The following is a 21608-nucleotide window of genomic DNA, read 5'->3' on the forward strand; positions in this document are numbered from 1 at the left end:
CGACACGGCTGCCGAAAGGAAGATCACGCCATGCTCCGCCGAAACCTGCTGTCCGCCCTGGCCACGGCACTGACCCTGGCCCTGCTGCCCGCCGAGCCGAAGGCGCAGGAACGCAGCATCACCGTGGCTTCCACCACCTCCACCGAGCAGTCGGGGCTCTTCGGCCATATCCTGCCGGCCTTCACCAAGGCTACCGGCATCGCGGTGCGCGTCGTGGCGCTGGGCACCGGGCAGGCGCTGGATGTTGGCCGGCGCGGCGATGCCGATGTGGTCTTCGTGCATGACCGCGCGGCGGAGGAGAAATTCGTGGCCGAAGGCTTCGCCACGCGCCGCTATCCGGTGATGTACAACGACTTCATCCTGGCCGGCCCCAAGGCGGACCCGGCCGGCACCAAGGGCAACGACATTGTCGCGGCGCTGAAGCATATCGCGGAGAAGAAGGCGCCCTTCGTTTCGCGCGGCGACCGTTCCGGCACCCACGCGGCGGAGCTGCGGCTGTGGCAGCTGGCGGGCATCGACCCGGCCACGGGACGCGGCGTCTGGTATCGTGAGATCGGCCAGGGCATGGGCGCGGCGCTGAACACCGCGGCGGCCTCGGACGCCTATCTGCTCAGCGACCGCGGCACCTGGATCAGCTTCAAGAACCGCCAGGACCTGGGCATCCTGACGGAAGGCGACAAGCGCCTGTTCAACCAGTATGGCGTGATGCTGGTGAACCCGGCCCGCCACGGCCACGTCAAGGCGGCCGAGGCACAGGCCTTCATCGACTGGCTGGTGTCCAAGGAAGGGCAGGATGCCATCGCGGCCTATCAGATCGGCGGCGAGCAGCTCTTCTTCCCCAATGCCAACGACCCCAATGGCTGAGATCGCCGGGGCGGCCGCCGGCCGCCCCGCCCGGTCAGGCCTTGCCCAGGTGGCGCGCCACGTCGTCGCGCATGACGCCCACGGCCTGCACGGCGCGCGTCAGCTCCTCGGCGCTGACGCCGAGGGCCTTGGTCCAGTAACGGACCTCGTAATCCTCGTGGATATTGATGCGGGCACGATCCTGTGGCCCGCGCTCGTTCCGGTTATCGGCCATGGCCGCTACCTCCTTTGCTGGGATAGCGGTGAAACAGGCGGCCGGAGCGGAAGTTCGCGCCGCCCGGCTTAGGGCCGTGCGAAGGAGCTGGAATAGGCTTCCTGCGCCCCGCGCTGCACCTCATTGTCCAGCACCCAGGCGGCGGCAACAGCGAGCACCACGGCGGCAAAGACACCGCTGAGAAAAGCTTTCATGAAACAGGCATCCTCCTGGCCGGGCATGGCTGGGCCATAGCTATGGGGCCACCACCCCACTGTGCAAGAGCGCTTCGGCCTCGGCCAGTTCCTCGGGCGTATTGGCGTTGAAGAAGGGGTCCAGCGGCGCATCGGGCCATTCGGCGCTGGCGCAGCCGAAGCGGGCGGTCCAGCGGTCGATCTTGCGTTCATCGGCCAGCAGGGCGGCGCGCAGCTCCTCCCGCAGCGCCACGGCCCAGAGGCCGATGGGTGGATGCGTCCAGCCGCCGGACTTGGCGCAGGCCATCGGCACCCCCGCCGCCTGCCGCGCCGCGTGCAGCCGCGCTACCAGGTCATGGGGTATAAAGGGCGAATCGCCCGGCACGGAAACCACCCAGCCCAGCCCGGGCCGGTGTTCCGCCGCCCAGTCCAGCGCCGCCAGCACGCCGGCCAGCGGCCCCGGGTAATCCGGCACCCCATCCGCCACCACCGGCAGGCCGAAGGGTGCGAAGCGCGCCGGGTCGCCATTGGCGTTCAGCAGCAGGCCCGCCACCTGCGGGCGCAGCCGCGCCACCACATGCGCCAGCAGCGGCTGGCCGCCCAGCTCGCGCAGCGGCTTGTCGCCGCCGCCCATCCGCCGTGCCAGCCCGCCGGCCAGCACCACGCCCCAGGTGTCAGAGTCAGTGTCAGGACTGTTCGGCATCGCGGCTGTTCTTGCGCCAGTGGCGGGCACTTTCTTCCTCGACGTAATGCAGGTCGGCATCGAAGACGATCCGCTCCTCCCCCGCCAGGGCGGTGAAGCGGCGGCCCTTGCAGCGGCCGATCAGCGTCAGCCCCACTTCCTTTGCCAGCTCCACGCCCCAGGCGGTGAAGCCGGAGCGCGAGACCAGGATGGGGATGCCCATCCGCACCGTCTTGATCACCATCTCCGAGGTCAGGCGGCCGGTGGTGTAGAAGATCTTGTCGCCGCCCGTGACGCCCTCGCGGAACATCCAGCCGGCGATCTTGTCCACCGCGTTGTGGCGGCCGACATCCTCCATATAGGCCACCGGCTGGTCCTGATGGCAGAGCGCGCAGCCATGGATGGCGCCGGCCTCCAGATACAGCGTCGGCAGCGTGTTGATCCGGTGCAGCAGGCGGTAGAGCCATGACGTGCGGATCTCGGCTGACACCGGAAGCCGGGCGTTGGAAAAATCCTCCATCAGGTCGCCGAAGGCGGTGCCCTGGGCGCAGCCGGAGGTCAGGGTCTTCTTCTTCAGCTTCTGCTCGAAATCGGTGCGGCGGTCGGTGCGCACCACCACCACGCCCAGGTCCTCGTCATGGTCGATGGCGGTGACGGTGTCGTCCGGGCGCAGCATGTTCTGGTTGAGCAGATAGCCCAGCGCCAGGTCCTCGGGCCGGTCGGCGATGGTCATCATCGTCACGATTTCCTGCCCGTTGAGGTAGAGGGTCAGCGGCCGCTCCACCGTCACGCTGGCCTCCACCCGCGCGCCGGTCTGGTCGATGCCCGTCACGCGCCGCGTCAGGCGCGGGTCGGAAGGGTCGGGACGGACACGGAGGGCGGAGAAATCGTCTTGCAGGGGCATGGCTGCGGAAGAGATGCGCCCGCCACGCCCCGCCGGCAAGGCGCTGCCGCTCAGCCCAGCGTGGCGCCGGCCATTTCCACCAGGGTCTTCCAGATATCCTGCTGCGCCAGCAGGTAGTCCCGGCATTCCGCGGGCGAGGCATCGGAGACCGGGGTGAAGCCCAGCGGCTCCAGCCGGGCGCGGAAGGCGTCGGAGGCCGCCACCTGCCGCACCGCGCGGTGCAGCACCTCCACCCGCTCCTCCGGCGTGCCGCCGGTGGTGGTGGTGGCGTACCAGGTGTGCATGTCGATGCCGGAGCCGGGCAGCAGTTCCGCCATGCCCGGCACCTCGCGCAGCTCCGGCACGAAGGTGACGCGGCTGGCGCTGCCCACCGCCAGGGCGCGGAAGCGGCCGGCGCGCAGATGCGGGATCAGGGCGGGGATCACGTCGAACATCATGTCGACGCCGCCCGCCCGCAGGTCCTGGATGGCCGCGGCGCCGCCGCGATACGGCAAGTGGTCGATCTCGATGCCCGCCGCCCGGTTCAGTGCCGCCAGCATCAGGTGGCTGACCGAGCCCTTGCCGGAGGAGCCCATGACGATCCGCCCCGGCTTTTCCCGGGCCGCCGAGACGAGTTCCTCGAAGTTCTGCCAGGGCCGTTCGGCATTCACCACCAGCACCAGCGTGCCGGTGGCGATGCGCGACAGCGGCGCCAGATCCACCAGCGGGTCGAAGGGCATGGATTTTGGGAACAGGGACTTGTTGGCGCAGAGCAGGGTGGCGCTGCCCAGCAGCAGCGAATAGCCGTCCTTCGCCGCGCGCGCGACGGCATCGCCGCCCAGATTGCCGGCGGAGCCGCCCCGGTTTTCCACCGCCACCCCCTGCCCCAGCACCGGCGCCAGCATCTCCGCCAGCAACCGGCCGGTCAGGTCCACCGCACCCCCGGGTGTGAAGGGCAGAACGAGGCGCAGCGAACGGGCCGGGAAATCCTCCTGCGCCCGCGCCAGCGACGGTGCCGCCAGCGAGGCAAAGGGCATGGCCAGGAGGCTGCGGCGACGAGGCATGCTTGGATCTCCTGGGAGGTGTCTGGGCTGGACCTCAACGCGCCAGCATCACCGATCTATGCAGCGAAGGCGGTAATGCCAGTTCAGGCGCGGCGATCGCCCAGGGATGCCGGCAGGTTCCTGTGGAAGGTGTGTCAGCCGGCGCACCTGCGGCGATGCCGTCCAAAGCACGGGTCATGCCGATGGAGATGAGAACATCCTGGCCGGTGCCGCCGGTCCATGGCCAGAGATGATCCGCCCACATCCCGGAAAGCCAAGCCCAGGTTTTCATGAATTTCCTGTAACCTTTGCATGCTGCTCAACAAGCCGTCCTGCCGCTGCAGCGAGAACCGAGGCAGTCCCAACCCTTCCAATCAGGCCTCAAGTAATTGAAAAAAGGACGAAAATTTCAATGGCGGACTTGTCCAAGGGGAGAGCAGGTGCTGCCGCCAGCCTGAAGGCGGCGCGCAGGACACCGCCGGGTTGCAAGTCTGTAATCAACATGGCATTTGCAACTCATTCTCAATATCAGGTGCCGCCGTGAGCCGACGTTCCTTGACCTCCTCCGTTTCCCGCCACGCCCTGCTCGCCAGCCTGGCCCTGGCCGCCGCAGGCTCCGCCGCGGCCCAGGACATGATCGTCCTGCCGGAGGTCGAGGTGGTGGCGACGGCGGAGCAGGAACTGAAGCAGGCTCCCGGCGTCTCGGTCATCACGCGGGAGGACATCCAGCGCCTGCCGCCCGCCAACGATATTTCCGAGATCGTGCGGCAGATGCCGGGCGTGAACCTCACCGGCAACAGCGCCTCCGGCCAGTACGGCAACAACCGCCAGATCGACCTGCGCGGCATGGGGCCGGAAAACACATTGATCCTGATCGACGGCAAGCCGGTGCGCTCCCGCAATTCAGTGCGCATGGGCCGCAGCGGGGAGCGCAACACGCGCGGCGATTCCAACTGGGTGCCGGCGGAAGCCATCGAGCGCATCGAGGTCATCCGCGGCCCCGCCGCCGCGCGCTATGGCTCGGGCGCCGCGGGCGGCGTGGTGAACATCATCACCAAGGCGCCGACCGACAAGCTCTCCGGCTCCATCACCGCCTATACCAATATCCCCGAGGATGGCGACGAGGGCGACAGCCGCCGCCTGGGCTTCACCCTCGCCGGGCCGCTGGTGGAGGATCTCTCCTTCCGCCTCTATGGCAATATCGCCCGCACCGATGCCGACAGCCTGGACCTGAACCGGGACTTCGCCGCCTCCCCCGACGCCGTGCCGCCGGCGGGGCGGGAGGGCGTGAAGAACCGCGACATCAACGGCCTGCTGCGCTGGGACCTGGCGCCGCAGCAGGTGCTGGAACTGGAACTCGGCTACAGCCGCCAGGGCAATATCTATGCCGGCGACCGCGCCGTCAGCAGCAGCGGCACCGATCTGCTGGCCAAGCTGGCCGATGACGGCGCCGAGACCAATGTGCTGGAACGCTACACCGCCTCGCTGGCGCATCGCGGCGATTTCGGCTGGGCCGATACGCGCACGCTGTTCCTGTACGAAGGCACCATCAACAAGCGGCTGAACGAGGGCCTGGCCGGCAGCACCGAAGGCAGCATCAGCACGGAGAACGGCTTCTCCACCGCCACCCTCAACAACTACACGGCCAATACCGAGATCAATATCCCGCTGGAGCTGCTGGCGCCGCAGCGCCTGACGCTGGGTGCCGAGGTCTTCGTCGAGAACCTGAAGGACCCCTTCGCGGTCACGCAAAGCACCGCCACCGGCGGCAGCATCCCCGGCATCTCCGACGGCCCGCGCGCCACCAGCGCCCGCGCCGAGACCTATTCCTTCTTCGCCGAGGACAATATCTACGCCACCTCGCGCCTGGTGCTGACGCCGGGCGTGCGCTTCGACCACCACAGCGAGTTCGGCTCCAACTGGAGCCCCAGCCTGAACGCCTCCTACGAGCTGTTCGACGGCTTCTCGGTCAAGGGTGGCATCGCGCGTGCCTTCAAGGCGCCCAACCTCTACCAGACCAACCCGAACTACATCTACTTCACCATGGGCAATGGCTGCCCGGTGAATTTTCCCAGCCTCGGCTCGGGCTGCTACGTGACCGGCAACCCGGACCTGAAGGCCGAGACCAGCCTGAACAAGGAGATCGGCATCTCCTACAACCGGGAAAGCTTCAGCAGCAGCCTGACCTATTTCCACAACGACTACGAGAACAAGATTGTCGCCGGCATGGTTCCGGTGGGCCTCGCCAGCCGGCGCGGCCGCGTCTTCCGCTGGGAGAACACGCCGGAAGCAGTGGTGCAGGGCCTGGAAGGCAATCTGCTGGTGCCGGTGACCGAGAGCATCTCCTGGAACACCAACTTCACTTACATGATCGAAAGCAAGGACAAGAGCACCGGCCAGCCGCTCTCGCTCATCCCCGAATACACGATCAACAGCACGCTGACCTGGCAGCCGGGCGAGGATCTCTCCTTCACGGCGGGCCTGACGCATTACGGCAAGCAGGAAGCGCGCACCATCACCGGCACCGGCGCGGACGCCAGCGGCTCGGAGCTGTGGGACCGCGATCCTTATTCGGTGGTGGATATCAGCGGCAGTTGGACCTTCACCGAGAACACCCGAATCACCGCAGGCGTGAACAACGTCTTCAACAAGCAGTTGTTCCGCGAGGCCAATTCCTCCGCTGCCGGCGCCAATACCTACAACGAACCCGGGCGCTCCTACTTCGTCAGCCTGACGGCCTTCTTCTGACCCCGCCCTTCCGACCAGCAGGACACCGCATCATGCGACGCTTCCATACCCATCCCCGCCTGGCCGCCCTTGGGCTGCTGACCGCAGGCTCCCTGCTGCTCGCCGCCGGTGGTGCGCTGGCGCAGGCGCCCTTCAGCGCGCTGGATGCCACGGCCAATGCGCAGGTGCGCTTCGCCGCCACCGAGCGCGGCAAGCCCATCCTGGCCGGCAGCGAGGTCGCGGTCTCCGGCCAGGGCTTCCGTCCCGGGCAGAAGGTGACGCTGCTCTATGGCACGGCGCCGCTGCCGAACGGCGTGCTGGAAGCCGACAAGGACGGCAAGATCGAAGGCCGCATCACGGTTCCGGCCGATGCCACGGTGGGCAGCCACCCGATCGTCGTGGTGGCGCAGGGGCCCTATAGCGCGGCCCTCGCCCCGCTGAAGGTCTCGCCCAGCATTCCGCTCTCCGGCCAGGCCCATTACGCCACGCGGGAAGCCAAGGTGGCGCGCGGCCTCTACCAGTCCGCCTACAGCGCCAGGAACAATGCGCTCTTCGTGACCTCCGCCATCGGCCGCCCGCCGGTGCGGCAGTCCGAGCTGCTGAAGCTGAACCCGGAGACGCTGGAGGTGCTCGCGCGCATCACGCCGCAGCCCGCCCCGGCGCGGCAGGGCGGCCCGGCGGATGCGGGCGTCTATGCCGTCTATGGCATCGGCGTGGACGATGGCAACGACACCGTCTGGGTCAGCAATTCGCGCCAGAACACCGTGGCCGTCTACCGCCAATCCGACCTCTCGCTGGTGAAGCAGTTCGCCCCCGGCACGGTCAGCCACGCGCGGGACGTGCAGATCGACCCCGCGCTCAACAAGGCCTTTGCCAGCGCCACCTTCAAGCCGGAAGTGGTGGTCTTCGACACCCGCAAGCTGGAGGTCGCGGAGCGTATCGAGATCGCCTCCCGCGTGCGGGGCGGCACCTTCTCGGCCGCCAGCCTGTCGCTGGATGCCAAGGCGCAGCGGCTTTACGTGGTCAGCAACACCACCAACGAGGTGGCGGTGATCAATACCCGCACCAATGCCGTGGAGAAGGTGCTGCCGGTGCCGGGCGCGCGCGGCACCATCGGCGTCTCGCACGATCCGCAGACGGACCGCATCTTCGTCGCGGCCCAGGGCAGCGACAATGTCGTGGTGCTGGATGGCGCCAGCGGCAAGGTGGTGGCCGATACGCCCGTCGGCGCCGGCGCGCTGAACGTGACCTTCGATCCCGCCCGCCGCCATGCCTATGTCGCCAGCCGCATGGCCGGCACCGTCACGGTGGTGGATGTGGACGGCAGGATTGTCGCCAACCTGGGTCCGGCGCCGCTGGCCAACCATGTCTCGGTGGGCCCGAATGGCACGGTCTATTCCGTGGACAAGTCGGCCGGCATGCTGGAGGCGGAGAGCGACACCATCCTGCGCATCCAGCCGCGCTGACCTGACCCCAAGTCCCCGGCTCGCGCGGCGTGGTCCTGGCCACGCCGCGTTCCGTTTTCCCCGGACCACAGCATGACCGACGGCTATATCGGCGATGTCCCCTATCCCGCGGTCTTCCACCGCGAGATGATGCCCGCCTGGCTGGATGCCGTGCTGCGCGGCCTGGGCCAGCCCGCGCCGGATTTCGCCGCCCGCTTCCGCTGGTGCGAGCTGGGCTGCGGCGCCGGCCTCAACAGCCTGGCCGTCGCCGCCTGCCACCCGCAGGCCGAGGTGGTGGCCTTCGACATCGACCCGGCGCAGATCCGCGCCGCCCGCGCGGCGGCGGAGGCCGCCGGGTTGCGCAACGCCAGCTTCCATCAGGCCAGCTTCACCGAGCTGGCCGCCGCGCCGGAAGAACGCCTCGGCCGGTTCGACGCCATTGTCACGCATGGCGTGCTGTCCTGGATCTCGGCGGCGCAGCGGCAGGCGGCCATGGCCTTCATCGCCCGCGCCCTGCGGCCGGGCGGCGTGGCCTATGCCCATTACATGACGCATCCCGGCATGTCGGCCGCCGCCGCAGCGCAGCCGCTGCTGCGCCGCCACGCGGAAACCCTGCCGGGCGATTCCGCGCAGAAGGCGCGGGGCGCGCTGCAGTTCCTTTCCCGGTTGTCGGAGGCCGGCGCCGGCTATTTCGCGGCGCATCCGCAGGAGCGCCACCGCCTGCAGGCGGCATTGCGCCAGGATGACCATGCCCTGGCGCATGAGCTGCTGCCGGCGCATTGGCAGCCCTTCCATGTCGGCGAGATGATGGCCGCCTTCGCCGAGGCCGGCTGCCGCTATCTCGGCAGCGCCACGCCGCCCGAGAACATCGACGCCGTCAGCCTGCCTGCCGCGACGCGGCCGCTGGTGGCCGGCCTCGCCGACCCTGTGCTGGCCGAGACGGCGCGCGACATCGCCCGCAACCAGGCCCTGCGCCGTGACCTCTATATGCGCGGCGGCCAGCCCTTGCCGCCGGATGCGCATCTGCGGGCCCTGGGCGGGCTGGGGCTGGCGGCACTGCCGGGCGCGCCGCGTGGCGGCGGGCTGCGCTTCGACACGCCCATCGGCTTGGTGGAGGGGGAGGCCGCGCTGTTTGGCCCGCTGCTGGCCGCCTTGGCCCAGGGTCCGCGCAGCCTGGAGCAGCTCGCCCGCCGGCCCGGCCCGCCGCTGCATCCGGCGCAGTTGAATCAGGCGGCGCAGATGCTGCTGTGGAGCGGCTGCGCCCATCCGGTGGCGCGGCACCTGCCAGCCCCTGCCCCGGCCTGGGCGCTGAACCGGCACCTGGCGCGCACCGGCCAGGCCGGCTGGCTGGTGGCGCCCGCCCTGGGCACGGCCCTGCCCGCCACGGCGGCGGAGATGGCGGCGGTGGCGCTGGTGCTGGACGATCCCGCCATCTCGGGCGCCACGCTGGTCGCGGCCCTGGCGCCGGCACTGCGGCATGAGGCCGGGCGATGGCAGCATGAAAGACGTGCCGCCTGGGCGGCCCTGGGGATGCTGCCAGGGTGAGGCGGGGCCAGGAAGGACACCGCCCTCCTGGCACCGGGGAGCAGCTTACCGGCGGCCCGCCATGGCCTTGTTCTCCAGCCGCGACATCAGCCGCACCAGCGGCCAGAGCAGCAGGAAATAGGCCACCGCCGCCGCCACGATGGGCGAGGCATTGTAGGTGACATTCTGCGCCTGCCGCGCCTGGAACAGCAGTTCCGGCAGCGCCACCACGCTGGCGATGGAGGTCAGCTTCACCACCTCCACCGTGTTGGAGATGAGGTCCGGCATGACGTTCCGCACCGCCTGCGGCAGCACCACATGCGTCATGGTCTGCGCCTGGGTCAGGCCGGTGGAGCGCGCGGCCTCCGTCTGGCCGGGGGAGACGCTGCCGATGCCGGCGCGCAGCACCTCGCCGTAATAGGCGCCGGTGTTCAGGAAGAAGCCCACCGCCACCGCGCCCCAGGCGCCGATATCCAGCCCCGCGAAGGGCAGGCCGGCATAGAGGAACACCAGCAGCACCAGCGGCGGGATGGCGCGGAACAGGTCCACCCAGCCGGCGGCCAGCAGCCGCACGGAGCGGATGGGCGCGGTGGAGAGCAGCGCCAGGATGACGCCGCCGATCAGCCCCAGCGGCACCACCATGACGGAGAGCAGCAGCGTCTGCCACAGGCCGCGCCACAGGATGGGCGAGGCTTCCCGCACGATGTCCCAGTTCAGGAAGGCACTGACGAATTCGTCCATGATGTTTTCTCAGCGCTTCGGGGCGAAACGGGATTCGACCCAGCGGCCGAAGGCGACAACGGGGATGAAGAGCACCAGATAGGCCAGCGCCCCCAGCATCAGCGGGGATGGATTGGCGGAGAAGGACATCGCGCTCTGCGATGCGCCCAGGATCTCCGACACGCCCACCACCGAGCCCAGGGCGGTGCCCTTGGTGATGGCGATGGTGCGGTTGGTCAGCGGCGGGATGGTGATGCGCAGCGCCTGCGGCAGCACCACATGGCGCAGCGTCTGCACGAAGCCGAGGCCGGTGGAGCGCGCGGCCTCCCACTGCCCCTTCTGCACCGAGGTCAGGCCGGCCCAGAAGATTTCCTCGGAAAAGGCCATCAGCACCAGGGTCAGCGACAGCCAGGTGGCCGCGAAGCCGGACATGCCGAGCCCCGCCGCCGGCAGGCCGAAGAAGAGCAGCACGATGATCACCAGCGGCGGCAGCGCGCGGAACAGGTCCACCAGGAAGATGATCAGCCAGTTCAATGGCCGGATGCCGAAGGAGCGTGTCAGCGCCAGGAACAGCCCCAGCGCCAGCCCCGCCACCACGATCAGCAGCGCCAGCACCACGGTCAGCAGGAAGCCCTGCGCCACCAACGGCAGGTATTGCGCCATCACCTTCATGTTGAGGAAGGAGAAGGCGAAGTTCTCGAAGCCACCCATGCGCGTCAGTGCCGGTCGATCTGGCGGATGAAGGCCCGGGTGCGCTCATGCCGCGGCGCGCCGAAGATCTGGTCCGGCGGGCCTTCCTCCAGCTTCTCGCCATCCGCCATGAAGACCACGGTATCGGCGGCGGCGCGGGCGAAAGCCATCTCGTGGCTGACCACCACCATGGTCATGCCGCTTTCCCGCAATTCCCGCATCACGCTCAGCACGCCGCCGACCAGTTCGGGGTCCAGCGCGCTGGTCGGCTCGTCGAAGAGCATGACGCGCGGCGCCAGCGCGATGGCGCGGGCGATGGCCACGCGCTGCTGCTGCCCACCGGAAAGCTGCGCGGGGTAATGGTCCACCCGCTCCCCCAGCCCGACGCGCTCCAGCGCGGCGCGGGCCATCTCGGCGGCCTCGTCGCGCCCGCGGCCCTGCACCTTGCGCAGCGCCAGCATCACGTTCTGCCGCGCCGTCATATGCGGGTAGAGGTTGAAGGACTGGAACACCATGCCGATGCGCTGGCGGGCCTTGTTGATATCCGTCTTCGGGCTCAGCAGGTCGATGCCATCGACGGTGATGATGCCCTCGTCCGGCGTTTCCAGCCGGTTGAGGCAGCGCAGCAGCGTGGATTTGCCGGAGCCCGAGGGCCCGATGATGAAGACGAGTTCCCGCTCCGCCACGTTCAGGTCCACCCCTTTCAGCACGGCCAGCGGGCCGAAGCGCTTCCACAGGGCCTGGGCCTGCACGATGGGTGGTGACTGAGTTTTGCGCATGAAAACGGGTGTCCTGGCTGGCGAAGAGGCGAAGTGACCAACCATCACATGGATGGCAGGCGGGAGTTACGCGGTCGGCAGACGGATCATGTGTCGCCTTGCTGTCTCACCACGCAAAATCCGTGCCGTCTAGTCCCCGCTCATCATGGGTGGGCGGGGCGGCATTGGAGGGCCATATTGACGGCTTCCGCGCCCCCCATCCTGGCAGGACCCCATGAACACCCCCCTCGCTTCCTCCGCCGCCACGCCAGTTGTCATCCACCGCCAGGACTACCGCCCGCCCGCCTTCCTGGTGGACAAGGTGGACCTGCACTTCTCCCTGCACCCCACCGCTACCCGGGTGCGCGCGAGGCTGGCGCTGCGCCGCCAGGGTGAATCCCGCGCGCTGGAACTGGATGGGGAAGCGGTGACGCTGATCGAGGCCAGCCTGGATGGCGCCCCATTGGCCGCGCCACGGTTGGAGATGCTGCCCTCCGGCGGGCTGCGCATCGCCGACGCACCCGATTCCTTTGTGCTGGAAACGCTGGTGGAGATCTCGCCCGAGGCCAATACGGAGCTTTCGGGCCTCTACCTCTCCGGCGGCAATTACTTCACGCAATGCGAGGCGGAGGGCTTCCGCCGCATCACCTTCTTCCCTGACCGGCCGGATGTGATGGCTCGCTACAGCGTGACCATCGAGGCGGACCGCGCCACCTGCCCCGTGCTGCTCTCCAACGGCAATCCCGCCGGCAGCGGCGAATTGCCCGAGGGCCGCCACTGGGCGCGCTGGGAGGACCCGCACCCCAAGCCCTCCTACCTCTTCGCCCTCGTGGCCGGCGACCTTGTCGCGGTGCGGGACCACTTCACCACCCAGTCCGGCCGCAATGTCGCCCTGGCCATCTATGTGCGCGATGGCGACCAGGATGCCTGCGGACACGCCATGGCCTCCCTGAAGGCCTCCATGGCCTGGGACGAAGCGGAATACGGGCTGGAATACGACCTCGACGTCTTCAACATCGCCGCCGTCTCCGACTTCAACATGGGCGCGATGGAGAACAAGGGCCTCAATATCTTCAACACCAAGTACATCCTGGCCCGGCCCGAGACCGCCACCGATGCCGATTACGAAGGCATCGAGACCGTGGTCTCGCACGAGTATTTCCATAACTGGACCGGCAACCGCGTCACCTGCCGCGACTGGTTCCAGCTTTCCCTCAAGGAAGGCCTGACGGTCTTCCGCGACCAGCAGTTCTCCGAGTTCATGGGAAGCGCGGCGGTGAAGCGCCTGGCCAATGTGCGCCGCCTGCGCGCCGCGCAGTTCCCGGAGGATGCGGGGCCGATGGCGCATCCCGTGCGCCCGGATTCCTATGTGGAGATCAACAACTTCTACACCGCCACGGTCTACCAGAAGGGTTCCGAGGTGGTGCGGATGATGCGGGAGCTGATCGGCGCCGCCAATTTCCGCAAGGGCATGGACCTCTACATCGCGCGGCACGACAACCAGGCCGTCACCATCGAGGATTTCGTGCAGGCGATGCAGGATGCCTCGGGCGTGGACCTGTCGCGCTTCTCCCGCTGGTATGCCCAGGCCGGCACGCCGGAGCTGCGCGTCGCGGAGAGCTTCGACCCCGCCACCGGCCGCTATGTCCTGACGCTCTCGCAAGCCACCCCGCCCACGCCGGGCCAGCCGGAGAAGCAGCCGGTGCCCATTCCCGTCGCCATGGGCCTGCTGGCTCCGGATGGCACGCCCCTGCCGCTGCGCCTCGCGGGCGAGAATGCCGCCGAGGCGCCGGAGGAGCGCGTGCTGCTGCTGGAGGAAGCGCAGCAGGACTTCGTGTTCGAAGGCCTGGGCGAAGGGAGGCCCACGCCCTCCCTGCTGCGCGGCTTTTCCGCGCCCGTGAAGCTTTCCGGCCTGCCGCTGGAATCGCTCGGCTTCCTGGCGGCGCAGGACAGCGACCCTTTCGTGCGCTGGGAATCCGGCCAGCAATATGCCACCGCGGAGATGCTGCGCCTCGTCGCCGCGCAACGCGCCGGAGAAGCGCCGGCGCTGCCGGAAGGGCTGGCCGCCATCATCGCCGCCGTGCTGGACCATGCGCAATCCGACCCCGCCTTCACCGCCGAGGCGCTGGCTCTGCCCTCGGAGGATTTCGTCGCTGGCCAGATGAAGGTGGCCGACCCCGAGGCCATCCACGCCGTCCGCCAGGCGCTGCGGCGGGAGATCGGCGCGCGCTTCGCCCCGCGCCTCGCCGCGCTGCATGACAGCCTGGGCGATACCGACCCCTATCGCATCGACGGCGCCTCCATCGGCCGCCGCGCGCTGCGCAACGCCGCGCTCTCCTACCTCGCGCAGGCACCCGGCACCGATGGCCTGCCGCGCGCCCGCGCGCAGTTCGCCGCGACCGCCAACATGACGGATGTGCTGGCCGCGCTGCGCGTGCTGGCGGATTCCACCGACCCGGCGCGGGAGGAAGCCCTAGCGGCCTTCCACGCCCGCTGGCGCAACGACCCGCTGGTGCTGGACAAGTGGTTCACGCTGCAGGCCACCTCGTCCCGCGCCGATACGCTGGCGGTGGTGCAGGCCCTGGCGCTGCACCCGGATTTCGACCTGCGCAACCCCAACCGCGTGCGGGCACTGGTCGGCGCCTTCGCGGCGGGCAACCCGGTGCACTTCCACGCGGCCTCCGGTGAGGGCTACCGCTTCCTGGCGGAGATGGTGATCGCGCTGGACCCCGTGAACAGCCAAGTGGCGGCGCGCATGGTCTCTCCGCTCGGGGACTGGAAGCGGCAGTCGCCGGAACGCGCGGCGATGATGCGGGCGGAGCTGGAGCGCATCCTGGCCCGGCCGAATCTCAGCAAGGGCACTTTCGAGAAGGTGTCGAAGTCCCTGGCGGAGTGAGAGGTGTCGATGAAATACTTTTCATCCGCCACAAGATATCCCGCAGCGAAAGCAAAGCGAGACAGCCCTTACGCGAATGGCGCCTGCATGGCACTGAGAAATTCAGGCATGCATAGACCAGACACCAATCAATAAAATCCTTTCAAGAGAGCCCATGGCAATTAATATCGTGAAAACGCAAGCGATAGATAATTGGACGCCTTTAGAGGCAGAGCGTGAAGCTCAACGATTAGCCGATGCTGGGCAGTGGCAGGAACTAGCCGAATTTCTATCTCCGAATCTCGGCCCCAAAGCCCGCCCCAGAACTCTTCTGCTTGCGACGATAGCGGCAACAGAAACCCACACCCGGAAGCTTCTGGACGGTGTGATTGACCTAACGGTTGGGAGTGATCTGCCTCCTCACATCGTACTAGCTATTGCACGACGGCTGGCCATGGCCGGAGAGACCTCGGCGGCCTGGGGTGTTTTGCTAGCCGACAAGCAGCTAACGGCTTCGGAAAGCTCGATACCAGCCGTTATCGGAATCCTATCGCTCATCGTCCAATTTTCCAAAGACAGGAACTTGCGGCTCGGCGCCATTGCGCTCAAGCGACGTTTGTCTGGAGTGAAGACCCCAGTTCAGCCCGATCAGAAGATCACCTGGGGTGCCGAACATCCCCCGGCAGACTTGGCATGCCCTACCAACCCAGTGCTGCTATTTAATCAATCGGTGGCCGCGCCAGCCGTCGTTGCCGAACTTCAGGAAGTTCGGACTGCTTTCGAAAGTTCGTTAAGCAGGGAAGTGCCGCCCCAGATAGCCATCTACGACAATGTTCTGGTTAACCGGTATGGCCAGGTCTGGCGAGACGACGGCAGGGTTATTATATCTTCCAAACACCCAATTCCACCTGAAAGTCTAGCGGCTTCCAGATCGGCAGCTTCCGTAGAGCATGCAATGCTGGCCATGGAAGATGCTGGGTTTTATCACTGGCTTTGCGAATGGATGCCTTCTTTGTTCTGGTCTGTTTATCAGGGCAAAGACGGTCCAACCTTTCTCATGAGTGACAAGCCCGCAGGCTATCAGGCAGCATCTCTCGATCTGCTTACCACAGCCATTCCCAGACATGCTGCAGGGGATGCTATCCGGGTTAAGCGCCTCTATGTAGGCGACAGACGACCTCTGACCTACCGCTACCGCGAGGCTTACGCAGAAGGCTTCCGGCGCATCAACAAGGCTGCCTTGGATCAGGCGCCAACTCGCACGCCTGCCAACATCTACCTTTCTCGTCGTGATGCCAGCCGCAGGCCGATCAAGAACGAGTTGGATCTCATCGAGAGTTTGGAGCGCGTGAATTTTACTGCTGTGGAACTATCCCGCTTGACCATGGCTGAGCAGGTGGCGCTGTTCGCCAACGCTCAAAATATTATTGCACCACATGGTGCCGGGCTCTCCCATCTGCTGGCAAAGGAGCAACCAGCCAGAGTTTTAGAGATCTTCCCTATGAGCGCCGGCAGCATGTCACTACGATATAACTTTGCCCGAATCTCCCGCCTACGAGGACATACGCACGGACTGCATCTTGAGCGCATCAATCCCAGTACTAACGAGTGGGCGGTCAATGTAGATGCGGTAATACGTGAGGCAGGAAGGTTTTTTGCATAGTAGGCCAGCCCTCACCCCAGCAGCAGGCGCGGCAGGATGCTGACGATGCCCGGCACCAGCACCAGCAGCGCCACGAAGCCCAGCATGATCAGCAGATAGGGCAGCGTGACGCGGGCGATGCGGCTTAGCGGCTCCTTCGTTAGGCCCTGGATGACGAAGAGGTTGAAGCCGACAGGCGGCGTGATCTGCGCCATCTCCACGGCGATGACGAGGTAGATGCCGAACCACAGCTTGTCGAAGCCCGCCGCCGTCACCAGCGGCAGCACGATGGGCAGCGTCATGACGATCATCGAGAAGCCGTCGAGGAAGCAGCCCAGCACCAGGTAGAGCAGCGTCAGCACCAGGATCAGCATGAAGGGCGAGAGGCCCCAGCCCGTCACCACCTCCGCCACATAGCGCGGCACGCCCAGGAAGGCCGCGACATTGCCGAGGATGGAGGCCCCCAGCACGATCAGCCCGATCATGCCGCAGGTCTGCACCGCCCCCAGGCCCACGGCCTTCAGCGTCGGCCAGTTCAGCTCCCCCTGCATGCCGCTGACGATGATGGCGCCCAGCACGCCCACCGCCGCCGCTTCCGACGGCGTGGCGATGCCGGCATACATCGAGCCCAGCACGCAGAGAATCAGGAAGAGCGTCGGCCCCAGCTCCCGCAGCGCGGCGATGCGCTGCGCCCAAGTGATGCTGCGCCCCGCCCCGTCATCCGGCGGCAGCAGCTCCGGCCGCAGGGTGGAATGGATCATCACCCAGCCCATGAAGCAGCCCGCCAGCAGCAGCCCCGGCAGGAAGCCGGCGGTGAAGAGCCGCAGCACGGATTCATCGGCCAGCACGCCGTAGATGATCATGATGCTGGACGGCGGGATCAGGAACCCCAGCGTGCCCGCCCCCGCCAGGCTGCCGATGGCGATGCGCTTGTCGTAGCCGCGCTGCCGCAGCTCATCCAGGGCGATGCGCCCGACCACCTGCGTGGTGGCGGCGGAGGAGCCGGAGATGGCGGCGAAGATGGTGCAGCCGATGACATTCACATGCAGCAGCCGCCCCGGCAGCAGCGCCGCCCAGGGCGCAAGCCCGTTGAACAGCGAGCGGGAGAGCCGGGTGCGGAACAGGAACTCGCCCATCAGGATGAAGAGCGGCAGCGCCACCAGTTCCGGCGTGGTGAGGATGTTGAAGGTGTATTGGGAGAGCAGCCGCTCCACCGGGATGTTGCGGAAGGTCCAGAGCAGCACCAGCGATGTCGCGATCAGCGTAATGCCAATCCAGGCCCCCAGCGCCAGCGTGCCGAAGAGCGTGGCGAAGAGGACGCCAACAACCGCCGTCATTCCGCCACGCTCCCGGCCTTCAGGGATTCGTCCTCGGTTGGCAGGCCCAGCGCCAGCCGCAGCAGCCGCGCCAGGAACTGCAGCGCCAGCAGCGCTGCCCCCGTGGCCAGCAGCGCGTCGGGGATCCAGAGCGGCGTGAGGCTGCCGCTGGACATCTGCCCCAGCGTCCAGGCGCGGATGGTGAAGCGCGCCAGCGCCCAGGCCATGAAGCCCGTGACGCCGAGGCCGATCAGCGTCGAGATCACCTCCAGCGCCAGCAGCCCGCCGCCGCGCGCCTGGGAGAGCAGCAGCGTCACCCGCACATGCGATCCCGCCCGCAGCCCCGCCGCAGCACCGAACAGGAATACTCCGCCCATCAGATAGGCGCTGTATTCCCAGGCGAAGTTGAGCCCGCCGGCCATGGAGGGCGCCAGCTTGCCGAGGATGCCCAGGGCCACCTCCAGCAGGATCAACCCCAGCAATGTCACGAGGCAGAGCACCGCAATGATGCCGGCCAGAGCGCCGAGTGCGTCGAAGGCGCGCAGCACGGCCAGGGCGGGCGACATGCCCTGCGGCGGCGCGGCCGCGGTTCTCGTGGTCATGATCATGACCTTCCGACCTCGGCAAGATAGGCCTGGATAACCGGGCGGCTCGCCGGCACGCGCTTCATGAAATCCTCCTTCAGGGGTGCGGTGCGGCGGCGCATCTCGGCCAGCATCTCCGCCGGCGGGTCCATCAGCTGCATGCCGCTCTCCGCCAGCTTCCGGGCGCTGGCGATGTCGTCCTGGGCCGAGACGGTCCAGAACTCGGGCTGTATCCGTGCCGCGACCTCCTCCAGCGCCGCGCGGCTGGCGGCGGGAAGCGCGTTCCAGGTATCCAGGTTGATGCTGACGATCTCGCTGATGAAGGTGTGGTTGGTGCGGTAGGAAGCCTTCAGGAATTCCCAGAACCGCCCGTCGACACCGGAGGAGGCGGAGGTCGCCACGCCCTCGATCCGGCCGGAGGCCAGTGCCGGCACCACCTCGCCCCAGGGCATCATGGTGCCCGCGCCGCCGAGCAGGTTGCACATGTCGGCGGCCGTCTTATCCGTGGCGCGGATGCGGACGCCGCGCAGGCCATCCAGGGAAGCGAGCGGCGTCCGCAGGTGGATATACTGGGTCGGCCACGGCACCCGGTAGAGGAACTTCACGTTGTTCCTGGCCGCGACCTTCTCGTATTCCGGCCGCAGATGCCTGTGCAGCACCTTCAGCTCGTCGAAGGAGCCGACGAGGAAGGGGATGGTCTCCACTCCGAAGATCGGCTCCTCGCCGATCTGCTGGTTGCCCGGCACATCGGCCATCGGCACCAGCCCGTCGCGCAGCGCGGCGAGGAGCTCCGGCCCCTTGAAGCCGAGCGCGCCGCCGGAATGCACGTTGATCGTCAGCGCGTTGCCGGTGGCCTGCGCGACCGCGGCCGCGAAGCGCCGGGCGTTCTGGGTATGAAAGTTCCCTTCCGGCCAGACCGTCGCGAAGTCGAGGGCGGTGCCGGCGGCGGCCAGCCGGCGGGGCAGCCATGGCGTGGCCAGAAGGCCGGCGGCGGCGGGGAGAAGGCTACGGCGGGTTGCCATGCGGCGGGCACTCCTGCTTCAGGCCGTCACGACCGTCCGAGCTCGGCGAGATAGGCCGCGATCACCGGCTTCGCGGCCGGCGCGCGCTTCAGGAAATCCTCCTTGATGGGCGCGGTGCGCCGGCGCATCTCCGCCATCATCTCCGGCGAGGGGTCGATCACCTGCATCCCGCCCGCGATCAGCTTCTTCACGCTGCTGGTGTCGTCATCGGCCGCCACCTGCCAGAATTCCGGCTGCAGGCGCTTCGCCACCTCCTCGATCCTCGCGCGGTTGGCGGGGGAGATCTGACCCCAGCTGTCGAGGTTGATGCTGACGAGCTGGCTGGAGAAGGTGTGGTTGGTGCGGTAGGTCGCCTTCAGGAATTCCCAGAACCGCCCGTCGACGCCGGAGGTGGCGGACGTCGCCACGCCTTCGATACGGCCGGAGGCCAGCGCCGGCACCACCTCGCCCCAGGGCATCATGGTGCCCGCGCCGCCGAGCAGGTTGCACATATCGGCGGTTGTCTTGTCGGAGCTGCGGATCCGCACGCCGCGCAACTGGTCCACCGAGGAGATCGGCGTCTTCAGGTGGATGTACTGCGTCGGCCAGGGGACGATGTAGAGGAACTTCTGGTTGTTCTTGGCGGCGACCTTCTCGTATTCGGGCATGAGGTGCTTGTGCAGCGTCCTCAGCTCGTCGAAGGAGCCGACGAGGAAGGAGATGCTCTCCACCGCCATCATCGGCTCCTCGCCGATCTGCTGGTTGTTCAGGATATCCGCCATCGGCACCAGCCCGTCCCGCACGGCGGAGAGCTGCTCCGGCCCCTTGAAGCCGAGCGCACCGCCGGACTGCACATTGATGGTGACGGCATTCTCCGTGGCTTTCGCCACCTCGGCGGCGAAGCGCCTGGCATTGGCGGTATGGAAGTTGCCGTCCGGCCAGACGGTGGCGAGGTCCAGGCTCAGGCCGGCCGCCCGCGCGGGGCGGATCAGCCCCGGCGCGGCCAGCAGGGCCGTGGCGGCAGGAAGCAGGCTGCGGCGCGTGATCATTCGGCGGGGCTCCTTGGGATCGGGCTTCGAAAGTCAGCGATGGGGTCGCCATCCGGCATGACGGACCGGAGCGCCGCCGCCGCGATGGCGAGGCCCCTCCGGCAACACATCCGTTCCGCGACTGTCCCAAGAGGTGACGGCCATGGACAAGGTCAGAATTGCCCACCCGCCTGACGGAATCGTGAGCGGAGGGATGGAACTGCAAGCGACGCAGGCGGTGCTGCCGCCGATCTGGGCAGCGCAAGCGTCGCCTTGGGCAGGCTCGGCACGCATCCCCTCTTCTCCACCACAGCGGAACTGCTAGGCTCCTCCCAGAAGAGGGAGAGTTCTGATGTTGCGGAGAAATCTGGGTGCTGCCCTGTTGCTCGGCACAGCCTTGCTGGCCGGCCCCGCCCTGGCGCAGCAGCGCGACCTGACCATCGTCTCCTGGGGCGGCGCCTATCAGGATGCGCAGCGCGAGATCTTCTTCCGCCCCTTCCAGCAGAAGAGCGGCACGCGGCTGCTGGAGGAGACCTGGGACGGCGGCGTGGGCGTGCTGCGCGCCAAGATCCAGTCCGGCGCCAACAACTGGGACCTGGTGCAGGTCGAGAGCGAGGAGCTGCTGCTGGGCTGCGAGGAAGGGCTCTTCGAGAAGATGGACTTCTCGGCCCTTGGCGGCGCCGACAAGTTCATCGCCCCCGCCGTCAGCGAATGCGGCGTCGGCAATATCCTCTATTCCTTTGTGCTGGCCTACGACAAGGCGCGCATGCAGGAAGGGCCGCAGGGCTGGGCCGATTTCTTCGACACCAAGAAGTTCCCCGGCAAGCGCGGGCTGCGGCGCGGCCCGAAGACGACGCTGGAGATCGCGCTGCTGGCCGATGGCGTGGCGCCCGGCGATGTCTACAAGCTGCTGGGCACGCCGGAGGGTGTGGACCGCGCCTTCCGCAAGCTGGACAGCATCAAGTCCGACCTGGTGTGGTGGGAGCGTGGCAGCCAGCCGGCGCAATGGCTGGCCAGCGGCGAGGTGGTGATGACGGATGCTTATAATGGCCGCATCAGCGCCGCCAACCAGAATGACGGCCGCAACTTCGGCATCGCCTGGAAGAACAACCTCTTCACCCTGGATTCCTGGGTGATCATGAAGGGCAGCCCGAACAAGGCGCAGGCCGTGGCCTATCTGAACTACTGGTCGCAGCCCGATGTCGCCGCCAAGCTGCCGCCGATGATCCCCTATGGCACCACGGTGCGCGGCGCCGATGCGAAGCTGACTCCCGCCGTGCTGGCCGACCTGCCCACCACCCCGGCCAATGCCGAGGGCGCGCTGCAGATCAACGACCAGTTCTGGCTCGATAACCTCGATACGCTGAACCAGCGCTTCAACAACTGGGTGTCCCGCTGAAGTCCAAACTGAACGCGGCGCTGCTGATAGCGCCGCTGCT

21 protein-coding genes are annotated in these 21608 nt (G+C 67.6%); 7 read left to right on the forward strand and 14 right to left on the reverse strand.

The genetic code is table 11. From position 1 onward, the window contains the following. The first annotated feature begins 30 nt into the window (after positions 1-30). Positions 31-864, forward strand: a complete 834-nt coding sequence (locus EBE87_RS01080; RefSeq protein ID WP_120640320.1) for an extracellular solute-binding protein — start codon at positions 31-33, stop codon at positions 862-864. Between the two features lie 34 nt (positions 865-898). On the opposite strand, the gene EBE87_RS01085 is transcribed toward EBE87_RS01080, so the two are convergent. The 7 genes from EBE87_RS01085 to EBE87_RS30265 all read right to left on the reverse strand — a co-directional run bounded on the left by EBE87_RS01085 (position 899) and on the right by EBE87_RS30265 (position 4363). Further along, entirely contained in the window at positions 899-1078 is a 180-nt protein-coding gene (locus EBE87_RS01085) for a DUF3606 domain-containing protein (protein WP_120640321.1), read from the reverse strand. Positions 1079-1146: 68 nt separating this feature from the next. Then, positions 1147-1272: a hypothetical protein gene (locus EBE87_RS30260; protein ID WP_267898225.1), complete on the reverse strand. Its 126-nt coding sequence runs from the start codon at positions 1270-1272 to the stop codon at positions 1147-1149. Positions 1273-1312: 40 nt separating this feature from the next. Then, positions 1313-1954 (reverse strand): molybdenum cofactor guanylyltransferase MobA, encoded by a 642-nt coding sequence (mobA, locus tag EBE87_RS01090; RefSeq protein WP_120640322.1) that lies wholly within the window; start codon positions 1952-1954, stop codon positions 1313-1315. Beyond that, entirely contained in the window at positions 1938-2837 is a 900-nt protein-coding gene (gene fdhD / locus EBE87_RS01095; RefSeq protein WP_120640328.1) for a formate dehydrogenase accessory sulfurtransferase FdhD, read from the reverse strand. Before fdhD ends, mobA begins: the two co-directional genes overlap by 17 nt. A 50-nt stretch (positions 2838-2887) precedes the next feature. After that, a complete protein-coding gene (locus EBE87_RS01100) occupies positions 2888-3880 on the reverse strand; it encodes a Bug family tripartite tricarboxylate transporter substrate binding protein (protein WP_120640323.1) in 993 nt (330 codons plus the stop codon). Between the two features lie 34 nt (positions 3881-3914). Then, complete coding sequence (locus EBE87_RS01105; protein ID WP_147426181.1) at positions 3915-4151, reverse strand: hypothetical protein; 237 nt, start codon at positions 4149-4151, stop codon at positions 3915-3917. 89 nt (positions 4152-4240) lie between these two features. After that, positions 4241-4363 (reverse strand): hypothetical protein, encoded by a 123-nt coding sequence (locus EBE87_RS30265; RefSeq protein ID WP_267898226.1) that lies wholly within the window; start codon positions 4361-4363, stop codon positions 4241-4243. A 36-nt stretch (positions 4364-4399) separates the two neighbouring features. Between EBE87_RS30265 and EBE87_RS01110 the strand changes: the two genes are divergently transcribed. The 3 genes from EBE87_RS01110 (at position 4400) to EBE87_RS01120 (ending at position 9576) form a co-directional block, all read left to right on the forward strand. Further along, a complete protein-coding gene (locus tag EBE87_RS01110; RefSeq protein ID WP_267898227.1) occupies positions 4400-6607 on the forward strand; it encodes a TonB-dependent siderophore receptor in 2208 nt (735 codons plus the stop codon). Between the two features lie 32 nt (positions 6608-6639). Further along, entirely contained in the window at positions 6640-8052 is a 1413-nt protein-coding gene (locus tag EBE87_RS01115; RefSeq protein ID WP_120640326.1) for a YncE family protein, read from the forward strand. Positions 8053-8124: 72 nt separating this feature from the next. Then, positions 8125-9576, forward strand: coding sequence for a class I SAM-dependent methyltransferase (locus EBE87_RS01120; protein WP_122139827.1), 1452 nt, complete (start codon positions 8125-8127; stop codon positions 9574-9576). A 45-nt stretch (positions 9577-9621) separates the two neighbouring features. On the opposite strand, the gene EBE87_RS01125 is transcribed toward EBE87_RS01120, so the two are convergent. From EBE87_RS01125 to EBE87_RS01135, 3 genes are read right to left on the reverse strand one after another with little or no spacing between them, the layout of a single operon-like run. After that, positions 9622-10296 (reverse strand): amino acid ABC transporter permease, encoded by a 675-nt coding sequence (locus EBE87_RS01125; RefSeq protein ID WP_120639718.1) that lies wholly within the window; start codon positions 10294-10296, stop codon positions 9622-9624. 9 nt (positions 10297-10305) lie between these two features. Further along, entirely contained in the window at positions 10306-10986 is a 681-nt protein-coding gene (locus EBE87_RS01130) for an amino acid ABC transporter permease (protein WP_120639717.1), read from the reverse strand. A 5-nt stretch (positions 10987-10991) separates the two neighbouring features. Continuing rightward, positions 10992-11744 carry an amino acid ABC transporter ATP-binding protein gene (locus tag EBE87_RS01135; protein WP_120639716.1) on the reverse strand — a complete coding sequence of 251 codons (753 nt, stop codon included), beginning with the start codon at positions 11742-11744 and terminating at the stop codon, positions 10992-10994. A 214-nt stretch (positions 11745-11958) separates the two neighbouring features. On the opposite strand from EBE87_RS01135, the gene pepN reads away from it, so the two are divergent. Together pepN and EBE87_RS01145 are read left to right on the forward strand one after the other, a co-directional pair. Further along, a complete protein-coding gene (pepN, locus tag EBE87_RS01140) occupies positions 11959-14619 on the forward strand; it encodes an aminopeptidase N (protein WP_120639715.1) in 2661 nt (886 codons plus the stop codon). A gap of 154 nt (positions 14620-14773) precedes the next feature. Next, positions 14774-16261, forward strand: a complete 1488-nt coding sequence (locus EBE87_RS01145) for a glycosyltransferase family 61 protein (protein ID WP_120639714.1) — start codon at positions 14774-14776, stop codon at positions 16259-16261. Between the two features lie 11 nt (positions 16262-16272). On the opposite strand, the gene EBE87_RS01150 is transcribed toward EBE87_RS01145, so the two are convergent. Genes EBE87_RS01150 through EBE87_RS01165 form a run of 4 tightly spaced genes read right to left on the reverse strand, consistent with a single transcriptional unit; the run spans position 16273 to position 20190 of the window. Then, on the reverse strand, positions 16273-17577 hold the full coding sequence (locus tag EBE87_RS01150) for a TRAP transporter large permease (RefSeq protein ID WP_120639713.1): 1305 nt from the start codon (positions 17575-17577) through the stop codon (positions 16273-16275). Further along, a complete protein-coding gene (locus EBE87_RS01155; protein WP_158600967.1) occupies positions 17574-18158 on the reverse strand; it encodes a TRAP transporter small permease subunit in 585 nt (194 codons plus the stop codon). Before EBE87_RS01155 ends, EBE87_RS01150 begins: the two co-directional genes overlap by 4 nt. Before the next feature lie 2 nt (positions 18159-18160). Next, positions 18161-19162: a TRAP transporter substrate-binding protein gene (locus tag EBE87_RS01160; RefSeq protein WP_120639711.1), complete on the reverse strand. Its 1002-nt coding sequence runs from the start codon at positions 19160-19162 to the stop codon at positions 18161-18163. Positions 19163-19188: 26 nt separating this feature from the next. Continuing rightward, positions 19189-20190 carry a TRAP transporter substrate-binding protein gene (locus EBE87_RS01165; protein WP_120639710.1) on the reverse strand — a complete coding sequence of 334 codons (1002 nt, stop codon included), beginning with the start codon at positions 20188-20190 and terminating at the stop codon, positions 19189-19191. Between the two features lie 331 nt (positions 20191-20521). On the opposite strand from EBE87_RS01165, the gene EBE87_RS01170 reads away from it, so the two are divergent. Next, positions 20522-21568, forward strand: a complete 1047-nt coding sequence (locus EBE87_RS01170; protein ID WP_120639709.1) for an ABC transporter substrate-binding protein — start codon at positions 20522-20524, stop codon at positions 21566-21568. Positions 21569-21608 lie beyond the last annotated feature (40 nt).

Source organism: Teichococcus wenyumeiae, assembly GCF_003696345.1.
GTDB lineage: Bacteria > Pseudomonadota > Alphaproteobacteria > Acetobacterales > Acetobacteraceae > Pseudoroseomonas > Pseudoroseomonas wenyumeiae.